The 15,772-nt window shown below is 74.4% G+C and carries 4 protein-coding genes; all 4 read left to right on the forward strand.

What is annotated here, in order from left to right; genetic code table 11:
- Positions 1 to 12: 12 nt before the first annotated feature.
- Positions 13 to 2,787, forward strand: coding sequence for an SDR family NAD(P)-dependent oxidoreductase (locus tag AB0959_RS52030; protein WP_366834039.1), 2,775 nt, complete (start codon positions 13 to 15; stop codon positions 2,785 to 2,787).
- 9 nt (positions 2,788 to 2,796) lie between these two features.
- Positions 2,797 to 12,381, forward strand: coding sequence for an SDR family NAD(P)-dependent oxidoreductase (locus tag AB0959_RS52035; protein ID WP_366834035.1), 9,585 nt, complete (start codon positions 2,797 to 2,799; stop codon positions 12,379 to 12,381).
- A 137-nt stretch (positions 12,382 to 12,518) separates the two neighbouring features.
- Positions 12,519 to 13,718, forward strand: coding sequence for a cytochrome P450 (locus AB0959_RS52040; RefSeq protein WP_366834037.1), 1,200 nt, complete (start codon positions 12,519 to 12,521; stop codon positions 13,716 to 13,718).
- A 286-nt stretch (positions 13,719 to 14,004) separates the two neighbouring features.
- Positions 14,005 to 15,772: type I polyketide synthase (locus AB0959_RS52045; RefSeq protein ID WP_366834038.1), on the forward strand; the 1,768-nt coding region annotated here is incomplete at its 3' end.

The raw sequence follows: 15,772 nt of genomic DNA on the forward strand, positions 1-15,772 counted from the left end.
GTCGCGGCTCATGTGGCGGGTGTGTGGTCGTTGGGGGATGCGTGTCGGGTGGTGGCGGCGCGTGGGCGGTTGATGCAGGCGTTGCCGTCCGGGGGTGTGATGTGGGCGGTGGAGGCTGAGGAGTCGGAGATCACCGAGGGGTCGGGGGTGTGGGTGGCGGCGGTGAATGGTCCGTCGTCGCTGGTGCTTTCCGGTGAGGAGGGCCCGGTGCGGACGGTGGCGGAGGGGTTGGCTGCTGTGGGGCGGCGGGTGAAGCGCCTGGCGGTCAGCCATGCGTTCCACTCGGGGCTGATGGAGCCGGTGCTGGCCGATTTCGCTGAGGTGCTGGCTGGGGTGGAGTTCGCGGAGCCGGTGGTTCCCGTGGTGTCGAACGTGACCGGGCGGGTGGCGGGTGAGGAGCTGTGCACTCCGGAGTACTGGGTGCGGCATGTCCGGGCGACCGTCCGATTCGCCGATGGTGTGCGTGCCGTGCGAGCACAGGACGTCGGCACCGTCCTCGAAGTGGGCCCCGACGCCTCCCTCGCCCCCATGGTGCGCGAGACCGCCCCCGACCTCCTCGCCCTCGGGGCCCTGCGCAAGGGGCGGGACGAGACGCGGTCGCTGGTGGGAGCGTTGGGGCGGCTGCACGTGCGGTCGGTGGGCGTGGACTGGTCGGCGCTGCTCGCCGGGGCCCGACGAGTGGATCTGCCGACGTACGCCTTCCAGCACAGTGCCTACTGGCTGGAGACGACCCGGGACGAGGCGGGCGGCGGTACCTCCGAGTCGCTCTACGCGCCCGTCTGGCAGCCCGTGGAGACCGTCACCCCGTCCGCAGCGCGCTGGGCCGTGATCGGACGGCCGGACGGACGGGCCGGCGCGCTGGCCAAGGGGCTCGCCCAGCAGCCGGGAAACGTCGTGGACGTCCATCCGGGGCCGGAATCCCTGGACGGGAACGCCGAGTTCGTCGTCCTGCCGCTCCACGACACGGCCGATGACGATCGTGATGGCGGCGACCCCGTCGCGGTGCGTCGCGTCACGCACGACGCGCTCGTCCGCGTCCAGGGCGTGCTCGCGCAGGAGAGGCTGTCCGGTACCCGCGTGGTCGTCGTGACCGGCGCGGCGACCACGGGCGGCCCCGCCAGGGCGGCAGCCTGGGGGTTGCTGCTGTCGCTCCAGACCGAGCACCCCGGCCGGTTCGTCCTCGTCGACCTTGACGACGACGGCACGGACGTGCCCGCCCTGGCGCACGCGGTGGCCACCGCCCTGTCCGGGGCACCCGGCGGGGAACCCCAGGTCGCGGTGCGCGACGGGCGATTGCACGTCCCGCGGCTCACGGCCGCCACCTCAGCACCCGGCGCCGTATCGGCACCCGCCGGCCCGCGCCGGCACGGCACGGTGCTCGTCACCGGCGGTACCGGTGAGCTGGGAGCTCTCGTAGCCCGGCATCTGGCCGCCGAACACGGTGTACGGGATCTGCTGCTGCTCAGCCGCCGAGGGGCTGACGCACCCGGGGCCGGTGAACTCGCCGTCGACCTGGAACGGGTGGGCGCCCGGGCCCAGTTCACCGCGTGCGATGTCGCCGACCGCGACGCGCTCGCGGCCGTGCTCGCCGCGATCCCGGCCGACCGGCCGCTGACCGGTGTGGTCCACACCGCGGGCGTGGTCGACGACGGGATCGTCACCGCGCTCACCCCCGAGCGGATCGACACCGTCCTCCGCCCCAAGGCGGACGCCGCACACCATCTGCACGAACTGACCCGATACCTGAACCTCACCCACTTCGTGCTCTTCTCGTCCGCCGTCGGAACGCTCGGCGGCGCCGGGCAGGCCAACTACGCCGCCGCCAACGCCGCACTGGACGCGCTGGCCCGCCTGCGACACGCCCATGGGCTTCCCGCGACCTCCCTGGCCTGGGGCCTGTGGGGGACCGGTGGTGGCATGGGCGGCCGGATCGGGGACGTGGACCTGCGGCGCATGGCGAGGGCCGGGGTGCTGCCGCTCGACGCCGAGCGGGGACTCGGCCTGTTCGACCGGGCCTGGGCGGCGAGCGACACGGCCGTGCTCGTGCCGATGCGCACCGACCCGGCCGTGCTGCGCGGCCGCGCCGAGGCAGGCTCTCTGCCCGCGGCCCTGCGCACCCTCGTGCCGCAGACGCAGACGCAGACGCAGACGCAGACGCAGACGGGGAATCAGCATCCCGTAGGTGACTCCTTCGGTGACGACACGGTGAGCGGCCAGGCGTCCGACGCGTACGCGCGGTGGCTCGCCGAACTGCCCGCCGCCGAACGCGCCGGGAAGCTGCTGGACCTTGTCAGGAGCCGGGCCGCAACGGTCCTCGACTATCCGTCACCCGACAGCCTCGACGTTCGCCGGCCCTTCCGCGAAGTCGGCTTCGACTCGCTGACCGCGGTGGAGCTGCGCAACAGCCTGGCCGCCGCGACCGGCCTGCCCCTGCCCGCCGCCCTGGTCTTCGACCACCCCACCCCCGCCTCCCTGGCCGAGCAGCTGGACAAACGCCTCCTCGACCACCTCGGGTCGGCGGGCTCGCAGCGCCGGCCGGGCGTGCCCGCGCTGTTGGACCAACTGGAAGCGGCACTCGCCGAGTTGAGCGCAGACGCACCCGACCGCCCCAGGATCGCGGCCCGATTGAGCACCCTGGCCACCGCGGGTGCCCCGGCCCAGCCCCTGCCCGCCACCGCGGACGCCCACGCGGACGCCCCGGGCGAGCACGACGTCGACACCCGCCTCGCCGAGGCCTCGGACGACGAGTTGCTGGACTTCATCCGCACGGAACTCGGCAAGGAGTGAACGGTTCACATGGCTGATGACAAGGAACTCCGCGACTACCTCAAGCAGGTCGCCGCGGAACTGCACCGGACGCGGGGGCGCCTGGGCGCACTGGAGTCGGCGGCCCGGGAACCGATCGCCGTCGTCGGCATGGCCTGCCGCTACCCCGGCGGCGTGCAGTCGCCGGACGACCTGTGGCAGCTCGTCGCCGAGGGCCGTGACGCCGTCGGCGCCTTCCCCACCGACCGGGGCTGGGACCTGGCCGCCCTGTACGACCCCGACCCGGACAACGAGGGCACCTGCTACGTCCGCGAGGGCGGATTCCTCGACGACGTCGCCTCCTTCGACGCCGCGTTCTTCGGCGTATCGCCGCGCGAGGCACACTCCATGGACCCGCAGCAGCGGCTGCTGCTGGAGACCTCCTGGGAGGCACTGGAGCGGGCCGGCTTCGACACCCGGGCCCTGAAGGGCAGCCGCACCGGCGTGTTCGCGGGTGTCTCGCAGCAGGACTACGCCACGCTGCTGACCGCCACCGAGGGCGGCATCGACGGCCACGGCTCCACCGGTGTCTCCAACAGCGTGCTGTCCGGCCGCATCTCGTACGTCCTCGGCCTGGAGGGCCCGGCGCTCACCGTCGACACCGCGTGCTCCTCCTCCCTGGTCGCCCTGCACCTGGCGGTACGGGCCCTGCGCGCGGGGGAGTGCGACCTGGCCCTGGCGGGCGGTGTCACCGTGATGTCGACGCCCGACGTGCACGTCATGCTCTCCCGGCAGCGCTCGCTCGCCCCTGACGGACGCTGCAAGGCGTTCGGCGCCGCTGCCGACGGTGCGGGCTGGAGCGAGGGCGCGGGCGTCCTCGTCGTCGAGCGGTTGTCGGACGCCCGCCGCAACGGCCACCCGGTGCTCGCCGTCGTCCGGGGCTCCGCCGTCAACCAGGACGGCGCCTCCAACGGGCTCAGCGCCCCCAACGGCCCTTCCCAGCAACGGGTCATCCGGGACGCCCTCACCGACGCCGGGCTCACCGCCGCCGAGGTCGACGCCGTCGAGGCGCACGGGACGGGCACCCGGCTCGGCGACCCCATCGAGGCGGACGCGTTGCTGGCGACGTACGGCGCCGCACGGCCGGAAGGACGGCCGCTGTGGCTGGGCTCGCTGAAGTCCAACATCGGGCACACCCAGGCCGCCGCGGGCGTCGGCGGGATCATCAAGACGGTCCAGGCCCTGCGCGAGCGCACCCTGCCCCGCACCCTGCACGCCGACGAACCGACACCCTTCGTCGACTGGTCCTCCGGCACCGTACGCCTGCTCGCCGAGGACCGCCCCTGGCCCGACGGAGACACCCCACGCCGGGCGGCCGTCTCCTCTTTCGGCGTGAGCGGCACCAACGCGCACGTGATCATCGAGCAGGCGCCCACCGCGGAACCGGCGCCCACCGAAGCAGTGGCGCCCACCGGAGAACCCGCCACCGCCGCGCAACCCGTCACCACCGGCCCGGGCCCCCTCCCCGCAGTCCTTCCCGCCGTCCTCCCTTCCGTCCTCTCCGCCCGCGGCACTACCGCCCTGCGCGCCCAGGCCCGCCGTCTCGCCGACCACCTGTCCGCGCACCCCGGCCTGCCGGTCCCGGACGTCGCGTACTCCCTCGCCACCACCCGCACCCCCCTCGACCAGCGCGCCGCGGTCCTCGCCGCCGACCGCGGCACACTGCTCGCGGGCCTGACCGCGCTCGCCGAGGGCCGACCCCACGACACCGTGACCGAGGGCACCGAGATCACCGGCCGGACCGCCTTCGTGTTCCCCGGTCAGGGCTCCCAGTGGCTCGGCATGGCCCGCGAACTCCTCGACACCGAGCCGGTGTTCGCCGACAGCGTGAGGGCCTGCACGGCGGCGGTGCAACGCCTGGTCGACTGGGACGTCCTCGCCGTGCTGCGCGGCGAACCCGGTGACATCGACGTCGACACCGACCGCATCGACGTCATCCAGCCGGTCCTGTTCACGGTCATGGTGTCGCTGGCACGGACCTGGCGGGCGTACGGCGTCGAACCCGCGGCCGTGGTCGGGCACTCGCAGGGCGAGATCGCCGCCGCCCACATCGCCGGCGGCCTCGGACTGGAGGACGCCGTCCGCGTCGTCGTCCTGCGCAGCCGCGCCCTGCGTACCCTGACCGCGCGCGGTGGCATGGCCTCCGTCCTGCTGCCCGAGGAACAGGTCCGCGAGCGGCTCACGCCCTGGGGCGAACGCTTGTGGATCGCCGCCGTCAACGGGCCCGCGTCCGTCGCGCTGACCGGCGATCCCGACGCCTGCGACGCGTTCGTGGCCGCCTGCGCGGCCGACGGCGTGCAGGCCCGCCGCATCCCGGGCGCCGCCAGCCCCGGCCACTCCCCGCACGTCGAGCCGCTGCGTGAGCGGTTGCTGGCCGACCTCGCGGACCTCGCGCCGCGCACCAGCGAGGTGCCGTTCTACTCCACCGTCACCGGCGGACCGCTGGACACCGCCGGACTCGACGCCGCCTACTGGTGCCGGAACATGCGCGAACCGGTCCGTTTCGAGGCCGCCGTCCGCGCCCTGCTCGCCGACGGGCACCGGCTGTTCGTCGAACCCAGCCCGCACCCCGTCCTCGTCACCTCCCTCCAGCAGTGCGTCGAGGCCGGCGACCACGAGGCCGCCGTCACCGGCACCCTGCGCCGCGGCGAGGGCGGCCCGGCCCGGCTGCGCACCGCGCTCGCCCAGGCGTGGACGGGCGGCGCCCCCATCGACTGGCCGCGCGTCTTCGCCGGCACCGGCGCACGCCGCGTCGAGCTGCCGACGTACGCCTTCCAGCGCCGCCGCCACTGGCCCGAGGGCCCGCGCCGCGGCGGCGACGTGACCTCCGTGGGGCTCGGCCCGCTGCGCCACCCCCTGCTGGGAGCGCTGGTGCGGCTCGCCGACGCCGACGGAGCGGTCCTCACCGGGCGGATCTCCCCGCACGACCACCCCTGGCTCGCCGGGTACTCCCTCGGCGACCGCGCCGTACTGCCCGGCACCGTGTTCGTCGAAATCGCCGTGCTGGCGGGCGACCGGTTCGGCTGCGCCAGGGTCGAGGAACTCACCCTGCACACCCCGCTGTTGCTGCCCCCGGACGGCGCGGTCGGCCTCCAGGTCAGGCTGGGTGCCGACAGCGCGGGCCGGCGCACCTTCGCCGTCCACTCCTCCACCGCTCCGGACGCGGGCGGTGTCTGGACCTTGCACGCCTCCGGGACCCTCGTCCCCGAAACCGGCGCCCCCGCCCCCGACCTGACCGCATGGCCTCCGCCGACCACCGCCGCCGTACCGGTCGAGGAGTTGTACGAGCGACTGGCCGCCGACGGCTTCTCCTATGGCCCGCAGCGCCGCCTCCTCACCGAACTGTGGCGCGGCGACGGCGAGGTGTACGCCGAGGTACGGCTGCCCGCCGGGCAGGGCACCGAGGCCGCCCGCTTCGGTCTCCACCCCGCGCTCTCCGAGGCCGCCCTGCACGCCCTGTACGCCCTCGGTGACGAGGGAGGCGAGCCGGCCGTGCCGTTCTCCTGGAGCGGCGTCGAACTCCACGCCACCGGCGCCACGCGGCTCCGGGTGCGCCTGAGCCGGACCGGCGACAGCACCGTGGGGCTCCTGCTGGCCGACACCACCGGCTCACCGGTCGCCGTGGCCGACGCCCTGCTCCTGCGCCCCGCCGACCCCGCCGGACTGCTCGGCACCGCTCCCTCCGCCGAGCGCCTGGACCGTGCCGAGCCCGTACCGGCTGCCCGGCCCGCACGAGTCCGCCGCACGGCCGCCACCGACACCAGCGGCGACGCCGACCCCGGCTCGCTGCGCGGACGCCTCGCGCCGCTCACCGAGACCGAACGCACCCGCATCCTCATGAGTCTCGTCCGCGACACGGCCGCCGCGGCACTCGGCCACGACGACCCGGAGACCGTCCGAGCCACCCGGCCGTTCAAGGAACTCGGCTTCGACTCCCTCACCGCCGTCGACTTCCGCAACCGGCTCACCACCGCCACTGGACTGCGCCTGCCCGTCTCCGTGGTCTTCGACCACCCCTCGCCGCGCCGCATGGTGGGGGCCCTGTACGCCGAACTGTTCGGCGACGCCCCCGACGCGCGGACGACCGCGACCGCGGATGCCGTGTCGGCCCGCCGCCGCGCCGCCGACGGCGAACCCCTCGCCGTCGTCGGCATGGCCTGCCGCTTCCCCGGCGGGGTCAGCAGCCCCGAGGACCTGTGGCACATGCTCACCGAGGGCCGCGACGGCATCACCGGCTTCCCGCGCGACCGGGGCTGGCGCGCCAAGGACGTCGCCCGCGGCGGATTCCTCGACGACGTGGCCTCCTTCGACGCCGGCTTCTTCGGCATCACCCCGCGCGAGGCCCTCACCATGGACCCGCAGCAGCGGCTGCTGCTGGAGAGCTCCTGGGAGGCGATCGAGCGGGCCCACATCGACCCGACGACCCTGCGCTCCACCCGCACCGGCGTCTACGTCGGCGCCGCCGCCCTCGGCTACTCGCAGCTCTTCCCGCCCGGCTCGGAGCAGATGGCCGGGTACGCCGTCACCGGCAACGCCACCAGTGTGATCTCCGGGCGGATCGCCTACGCCCTCGGTCTGGAGGGCCCCGCGGTCACCGTCGACACCGCCTGCTCGTCCTCCCTCGTCGCCCTCCACACCGCGGCCCAGGCACTGCGCGGCGGCGAGTGCGACCTCGCGCTGACCGGCGGCGTCTGCGTCATGCCGGACGCCTCGCTCTTCGCCGACTTCGAACGGCAGGGCGGGCTGGCGGCGGACGGACGGTGCAAGGCGTTCGCGGCGGCGGCCGACGGCACCGGCTGGTCGGAAGGTGTGGGGGTGCTGCTGGTGGAGCGGCTGTCCGACGCGCGCCGCAACGGGCACCCCGTTCTCGCGGTCGTCCGTGGCTCGGCGATCAACCAGGACGGGGCCTCCAACGGGCTCACCGCGCCCAACGGGCTGGCCCAACAGCGCGTGATCCGCGACGCGTTGGCGGACGCCGGACTCACGGCGGCCGACGTCGACGCCGTGGAGGCACACGGGACCGGCACGCGCCTCGGCGACCCGATCGAGGCGCACGCGCTGCTCGCCACGTACGGGCAGGACCGTGAACGACCGCTGTACCTGGGGTCGTTGAAGTCCAATATCGGCCACACCATGTCAGCGGCGGGCGTCGGCGGCGTCATGAAGACGGTCCTGGCGATGCGGCACGGGGTGCTGCCGCGGACGCTGCACGTTGACGAGCCGTCACCCCAGGTCGACTGGTCGATGGGCCGCGTCGCGCTGTTGACGGAGCATCAGCCGTGGCCCGAGACGGGGCGGGCGCGCCGGGCGGGTGTGTCGTCGTTCGGGATCAGCGGCACCAACGCCCACGTCGTCCTCGAACAGGCTCCCGCCGAGGACGCCCCGAGCGGCGAGCCTGAGAGCCCGGCTGCCGCGCCCCGCCCGTGGCCCCTGTTGCTGTCGGCCCACCACGAGGCAGCCCTACGCGCGCAGGCCGCCCGGCTGCTCGACCGTCTGGACGGCGAACCCGAGACCGCCCTCGCGGACCTGGCACACTCCCTGGCCACCACCCGCGCCGCCCTCGAACACCGCGCCGCCGCCACGGTCCACGACCGCTCCGAGGCCGCCACCGTCCTCGGCGCCCTCGCCGCCGGCGAACTGCCCGCCGGGCTCGTGCGCGACGCCGCCCGCGACGGCGCGCTCGCCGTCCTGTTCACCGGACAGGGCGCACAGCGGTACGGCATGGGCCGCGACCTGTACGCCGCCCACCCCGTGTTCGCCGAGACCTTCGACGCCGTCTGCGTCCACCTCGATCCCCATCTGCCCCGCCCGCTCGCGGAGATCGTGCTCGGCACCGGAACGGACACCCCCGACCCCGAGGCGATCCACCGCACCGAGTACACCCAGCCCGCCCTGTTCGCGTTCGAGACCGCCCTGTACCGGCTGCTGGAGAGCTGGGGCGTACGCGCCGACTACCTGCTCGGACACTCCGTCGGGGAGATCACCGCCGCGCACGTCGCCGGGGTGCTGACGCTGCCCGACGCCTGCCGGCTCATCGCCGCCCGCGGCCGCCTCATGCAACAACTGCCGTCCGGCGGTGCGATGCTCGCCGTCGCCACCGGCGAGGCGCGGGCCGCCGAAGCCCTCACGGAGCACCCCGGCGTCACCGTCGCGGCCGTCAACGCACCCGGCTCCGTCGTACTCTCCGGTCCGGCCGACGCCCTCACCACCCTTGGCGACCACTTCAGGGAACAGGAGGTGCGCACCCGCTTCCTGACGGTCAGTCACGCGTTCCACTCCGCGCTCATGGAGCCCATGCTCGACGAGTTCGCCGAGATCGTGGCCGGACTCGACCTGCGCCCGCCGCTGATCCCCGTCGTCTCCGACCTCACCGGCCAGCTCCTCACCCCCGAACAGGCCTGCTCGCCCGGCTACTGGGTGCGGCACGTCAGGGAGACCGTCCGGTTCGCCGACGGGATACGCACCCTGGCCGCCGAAGGGGCCACCGTGCTGCTGGAGGCCGGGCCCGACGGCGTCCTCACCGGCATGGCCCACAGCTGCCTGGACGCCGAGGCCGAACCGCCGGTGTGCGTGGCCGCCCAGCGCGAGGACACCCCCGAGACCGAGGCCCTGATCGGAGCCGTCTCCCGCGCGCACTGCGCTGGGGCCGACGTCGACTGGGCCGCCCTCTTCGCCGGCAGCGGCGCACGCCGCGTCGACCTGCCGACGTACGCCTTCCAGCGCGCCCGTTACTGGCCCGAGCCCCGCCCGGCCGCCGCGACCGGCGACCTGGCGGCCCTCGGCCTGGACCCGGCCGGGCATCCGCTGCTCGGCGCACAGGTCACCGCGGCCGCCGACGGCACCACCCTGTTCACCGGCGAGCTGTCCACGCCCGCCCACTCGTGGCTCAGCGACCACGCCGTCCTCGACACCCCGCTCTTCCCCGGCACCGGCTTCGTCGAACTGGCCCTGTGGGCGGGCGGCCGGCTCGGCTGCCCCCACCTCGACGAACTCACCCTCGCTGCCCCCCTGTTGCTGCCCGCCGACGCGCCGGTGCAGCTCCAGCTGGCTGTCGGACCGGCCGACGACAGCGGCCACCGCACCCTGTCCGTCCACTCCCGCACCGAACCCGACGGCCCGTGGACGGCGCACGCCGAGGGCACCTTGACCGTGGAGACCCCCGACGCGGCCGACGCACCGACCACCGCGCCCACACCCGGTTCCTGGCTCCCGCCGGACGTCGAACCCGTCGACCTGAGTACCTTCTACGACGACCTCGTCGACCACGGATTCACCTACGGCCCCGCCTTCCGCGGTCTGACCGCCGCCTGGCGGCACGGCACCGAGGTCTTCGCCGAGGTACGGCTGCCCGAGCCCGCGACCGGCGACTTCGCCACCCACCCCGCCCTCCTCGACGCCGCCATGCACTCCCTCGCTTTCCGGCCCACCGCACCGACGACCGGCGGACCGCTGCTGCCGTTCGCCTGGCGCGGCGTCAGCGCGCACGAGCAACCGACCACGGCCCTGCGGGTACACGTCCGGGACCTGGCCGAGGACCAGGTCGCCGTGGACCTGACCGACCCCTCCGGCCGCCCCGTCGCCTCCGTCGCCGCCCTGCACATGCGCCCCACGTCGTCCGAGCAGCTGGAGACCCTACGGGTCCGCCCCGAGTGGCTGCTGCGCACCGAGTGGACGCCCCTCGACGGCGCCGCCGCCGTGCCCGCCGGCCGCCTTCCGGGCCGTTTCGCGGTCCTCGGCGACACCGCCGCGTACCCGCACGCCGAAGTGCTGCTGCGCACCGCCGAGGCCGTCGAGTACCACCCGGACCTCGCGGCCCTGCGCGCCGGTACGGAGCCGCCCGACGTGGTCGTCGTCCCGCTGCCGCCCGCCGCACCGACGGCCGACGCCGCCCGCGACGCCGTCCACCGGGCCCTCGCCCTGCTCCAGGAGTGGACCGCGGACGACGCCCTGGCAGGCACCCAGCTGGTGTTGTGCACCTCCGGTGCCGTACGGGCCGCGGACGACGAGACGGTGGCCGACCTGGCGGGCGCCGCCGTGTGGGGCCTGGCCCGCTCCGCCCAGTTGGAGAACCCCGGCAGCGTCCTGCTGGTCGACCACCTGCCCGGCGCCACCACCCCCCTGCCCCAGGCCGTCGCCCACGCCCTGGCCGCCGGCGAACCCCAACTGGCCCTGCGGAACGACCGCGTACTCGTCCCGCGCCTGGCCGTGCTCACCCCCGTCGACGAGACCCCGGACGCCCTCTGGCCGACCACCGGCACCGTCCTCGTCACCGGCGCCACCGGCACCCTCGGCCGCCTCGTCGCCCGGCACCTCGTCACCCGGCACGGGGTGCGCGACCTGCTGCTCGCCGCCCGGCGCGGCTCCGACGCCCCGGGCATGACCGACCTGATCGCCGAACTCGCCGAGCTCGGTGCCACGGCACGCGCCGAGGCCTGCGACGTCACCGACCGCGCCGCGCTCGCCTCGCTCCTCGACACCGCCCCCGATCTGAAGGCCGTGGTGCACACGGCGGGTGCCGTCGACGACGGCACCCTCACCGCCCTCACCCCCGACCAGGTCGACGCCGTGCTCCCGGTCAAGACCGAGGCCGTCGAGCACCTGCACGAGCTGACAGCCCACCTCGGCCTGGACGCCTTCGTCGTCTTCTCCTCGCTCGCGGGCACCATGGGCGGCGCCGGGCAGGCCAACTACGCCGCCGCGAACGCCTTCGCCGACGCCCTGTGCGCACGCCGCGCGGCCACCGGACTGCCCGCGCTCTCCCTGGCCTGGGGGCCCTGGCAGCGCGGCGCGGGCATGACGGCCGGGGTGGCCGAGAGCGACCTCAAACGCATCGCCCGCGCGGGCCTGCGCCAGCTCGACCCCCGGGAGGGCATGGCACTGTTCGACGCCGCCCTCACCACCGGGGAGAGCCTCGCCGTCCCCGTACGCCTGGACACCTCCGCCCTCGACGCGGACTCGCCCACCACTCCCGCGCTGTTGCGCGGGCTCGCCGCCGCGTCCGGTGCCGTGTCCGGTGCCGGAGGAAGGCCTCCCGCCGCCCCAGCGGGCGGACTGCGCGAGCGGCTGCTGCCGCTGTCCGAGGCCGACCGCGCCACCGCCCTGGTCGACCTGGTGCGCGCCGAGGCGGCCACCGCGGCCGGACTGCCCTCCGCGGACGCCGTACCCGCCGGCAAACCCTTCAAGAGCCTCGGCTTCGACTCCCTCATGGCCGTCGACCTGCGCAACCGGCTCTCGGCCCTCACCGGCCTGCGGCTGCCCGCCACCCTGGTCTTCGACCACCCCACGCCGAAGGACCTGGCCCAGCTCCTCCACGAAGGACTCGACCTGACGCCCACGCAGGCACCCGATCCGGCCCTGCTCGCCCTCCAGTCCCTCGAAACCGCCCTCCAGACCCCCGCCGACGACCCCCACCACCCCGGCCGCCAGGCTTCGCTCGCCATCCGGCTGCGCGTGCTCCTCGCCAAGCTCGAAGAGACACCCGGCACCACCGGCCCCGCCCCCGCGGACGGCGACCTCGGCGCGGCCACCACGGAGGAACTCCTCAGCCTCATCGGGGACGAGTTCGGCATCAAATGAGCCCCGGCGCCCCCGGCGCCCCCGGCACCCCGGTCCCACCGGCGCCGCCGGCGCCGCCGGCGTCGAGACCTGTCGCACAGCACCACCAAGACCGGTCGAGCCCCACTGAGACCGGTCGAGTACCGCCAAGGAGATCCATGCCCCTCAACATCGAGACCCCACTGCCCTACCAGCGTGACTCCGTTTGCCCCTTCGACCCGGGTCCCGCCCTGCGCGAGGCCCAGCAGAAGGATCCCGTCCACAAGTACCGCCTGCCGGACGGCCGGGACATCTGGGTCGTCACCCGCTACGACGACGTACGACGGATGCTCACCGATCCCCGCCTCAGCAGCGCCCTCACCCCGCTCACCCTCATGCTCCCCGGCATCGACGACACCGGCCTGACGGTCCCCCCGGGCAGCTTCGTCAACATGGACCCGCCCGAGCACACGCGACTGCGCCGTACGGTCACCTCGAGCTTCACCGCCCGCCGCATGCGGGAACTCGCCCCCCGCCTGGAGAAGATCGCCGAGGACTGCCTCGACGCGATGGAACACAGCGGCCCGCCCGCCGACTTCATGGCCGCGTTCGCCTTCCCGTTCCCCCTGCTGGCCATCTGCGAACTGCTCGGCCTCACCGACGCACAGCGCGAGGAGTACCTCAGCGTCATCGCGAGGGCACCCGGCCTGGCCGCCACGGCCGAAGAGGGCCGGGAACTCGTCGGCGCCGCCCACCGGTTCATGTCCGCCGCCGTCACCGAACAGCGCGCCCACCCCGGTGACGGCGTGATCGGGATGCTGGTACGGGAGCACGGCGACGAAGTCTCCGACGAGGAGATCGTCGGCATCAGCAACATGTTCCTCACCGCCGGCTTCGACACCGTCGCCAACACCCTCGGCCTCGGCCTCCTCGCCCTCTTCGAGAACCCCGGCCAACTGGCCCGGCTGCGCGACGACCCTGCCGTCCTCGACACGGCCGTCGAGGAGCTCATGCGCTACCTCAGCGTCATCTCCGCCACCGGCGGACGCACCGCCACCGAGGACCTCGAACTCGGCGGCGTCACCGTCAAGGCGGGTGAGCACGTCGTACCGGCGCTGGCCGTCGCCAACCGCGACCCCGGCCACTACGACGACCCCGACCGGCTCGATCTCACCCGGGCTCCGGCCCAGCAGATCGGCTTCGGCCACGGAGTCCACCGCTGCATCGGCGGCACCATGACCCTGTTGGAGATGCGGATCGCGTTCTCCGCCGTACTCCGCCGCTTCCCGGACCTCCGTCTCGCGGTGCCGCCCGAGGAGGTGGCGTACCGGGGCTACAACATGGTGCACGGGGCGCTCGCCATCCCCGTCGTGTGGTGAGACGGGCGCGGGCGGCGCCCACGGGCACAGGTCGCGCGGCCGCCCCCTAGAACACCCGACCAAGTCCTAGGGGGACGGCCGGGCCCTTCTGGGGGTTACAGGCCGCGACCAGCCCCATAGCGTCGGGACCCAGACCCCCGTGGGTGCCGGGCTCCGGGTGCCCGGCGCACGTTGTTGCCCTCCGCTCCCGCCGTCGTTCGCGCGACAGGCGGAACCAGCGGCTGACCCCAGCAGAACCGGCAGAACCGGCAGACCCAGCGGTCCGAACCAGCGGGAGCCAAGCGGCATGAACACATCCCTCGACGAGGTCATCGACGCGCTGCGCGCCTCCTTGGCGGAGAACGAGCGACTGCGCCGGCAGAACCACCGCCTCACCTCCGCCGCCACGGAGCCCCTGGCCGTCGTCGGCCTCGGCTGCCGCTTCCCCGACGGCGTACACGGCCCCGAGGACCTGTGGCGGCTGGTCGCCGAGGGCCGCGACGCCATGACCGGCCCGCCCGCCGGCCGGGGCTGGGAACACCGACCCTCCTTCGACCCCGGCCACCAGGGGGCCTTCCTCGACTCGGCGGGCGACTTCGACGCCGCCTTCTTCCGCGTCTCCCCGCGTGAGGCGCTGGCGATGGACCCGCAGCAGCGGCTGCTGCTGGAGACCTCCTGGGAGGCCCTGGAGCGGGCCGGCGTCGACCCGCTGTCACTGCGCGGCAGCCGCACCGGCGTCTTCGTCGGCGGCGCGCCGCAGGAGTACGGAGCCCTCCTCACCGACTCGCCCGAGGACACCGACGGCTACGCCATCACAGGGCTGCCCGCCAGCATCATGTCCGGCAGGATCGCCTACCTGCTCGGCCTGGAGGGCCCGGCGCTGACCGTCGACACCGCCTGCTCCTCCTCCCTCGTCGCCCTCCACCTCGCGGGCCAGTCCCTGCGCGGCGGCGAATGCGACCTCGCCCTCGTCGGCGGTGTCCTCGTCATGACCACCCCGGCCATCTACGGCGAGTTCGACAGCCAGGGCGGCTCGGCCTCGGACGGGCGGTGCAAGGCGTTCGCGGAAGGGGCGGATGGTACGGGGTGGGGTGAGGGCGTGGGTGTGCTGGTGGTGGAGCGCCTGTCGGACGCCCGGCGCAACGGACACTCGGTGCTGGCGGTCGTACGTGGCTCGGCGGTGAATCAGGACGGTGCGTCGAATGGTCTGACGGCGCCGAACGGTCCGTCGCAGCAGCGGGTGATCCGTGAGGCGTTGGCGAGTGCGGGTCTGGGGCCGTCGGACGTGGACGTGGTGGAGGCGCACGGGACGGGCACGCGACTGGGCGATCCGATCGAGGCCCAGGCGCTGCTGGCGACGTACGGACAGGGGCGGCCGGAGGAACGGCCGTTGTGGATCGGGTCCATCAAGTCCAACATCGGGCACACCCAGTTCGCCGCCGGCGTCGCCGGAGTCATCAAGACTGTGATGGCGCTTCGGGAAGGGGTGCTGCCGGGGACACTGCACGTGGACGAGCCGTCCCGGCAGGTGGACTGGTCGGCGGGCGCGGTGCGGGTGCTGACGGAGTCGCGTCCGTGGCCGGAGACGGGGCGGCTGCGGAGGGCGGGTGTGTCGTCGTTCGGGATCAGCGGCACCAACGCCCACGTCATCCTCGAACAGGCCCCCGAGGACGAGCCGGAGACCGAGCAGGGCGCCGCGTCCAGGCCCCTGCCCGCCGTACCGGTGATGCTCAGTGCCCGCAGCGGGGCAGCGCTGCGCGAGCAGGCCGCGAATCTCCTCGCCCACCTTGACGAGCGCCCCGGCCTCCGGCTCCCGGACCTCGCCTTCTCCCTGGCCACCACTCGGGCCCTCATGGACCACCGAGCGGCCGTGACCGCCACGGACCTGTCCGGCCTGACCGCCGGTCTCCGCGCGCTCGTCGATGACGAGGACGCACCGGGCACGGTCCGCGGAGTCGCGTCGGGCGGGGGCTTGGGAGTGGTGTTCTCGGGTCAGGGGTCGCAGCGGGTGGGGATGGGGCGTGGGTTGTACGGGGCGTTTCCGGTGTTCGCGGCCGCCTTTGACGAGGTGTGTG

The sequence above is a fragment of the Streptomyces sp. NPDC046862 genome (assembly GCF_040704615.1).
GTDB lineage: Bacteria > Actinomycetota > Actinomycetes > Streptomycetales > Streptomycetaceae > Streptomyces.

What these genes read in the sequence shown, in the direction of transcription:
- AB0959_RS52035 (WP_366834035.1), top strand. Translation starts at nt 2,797, where the DNA reads ATGGCTGATGACAAGGAACTCCGCGACTACCTCAAGCAGGTCGCCGCG.
- AB0959_RS52040 (WP_366834037.1), top strand. Translation starts at nt 12,519, where the DNA reads ATGCCCCTCAACATCGAGACCCCACTGCCCTACCAGCGTGACTCCGTT.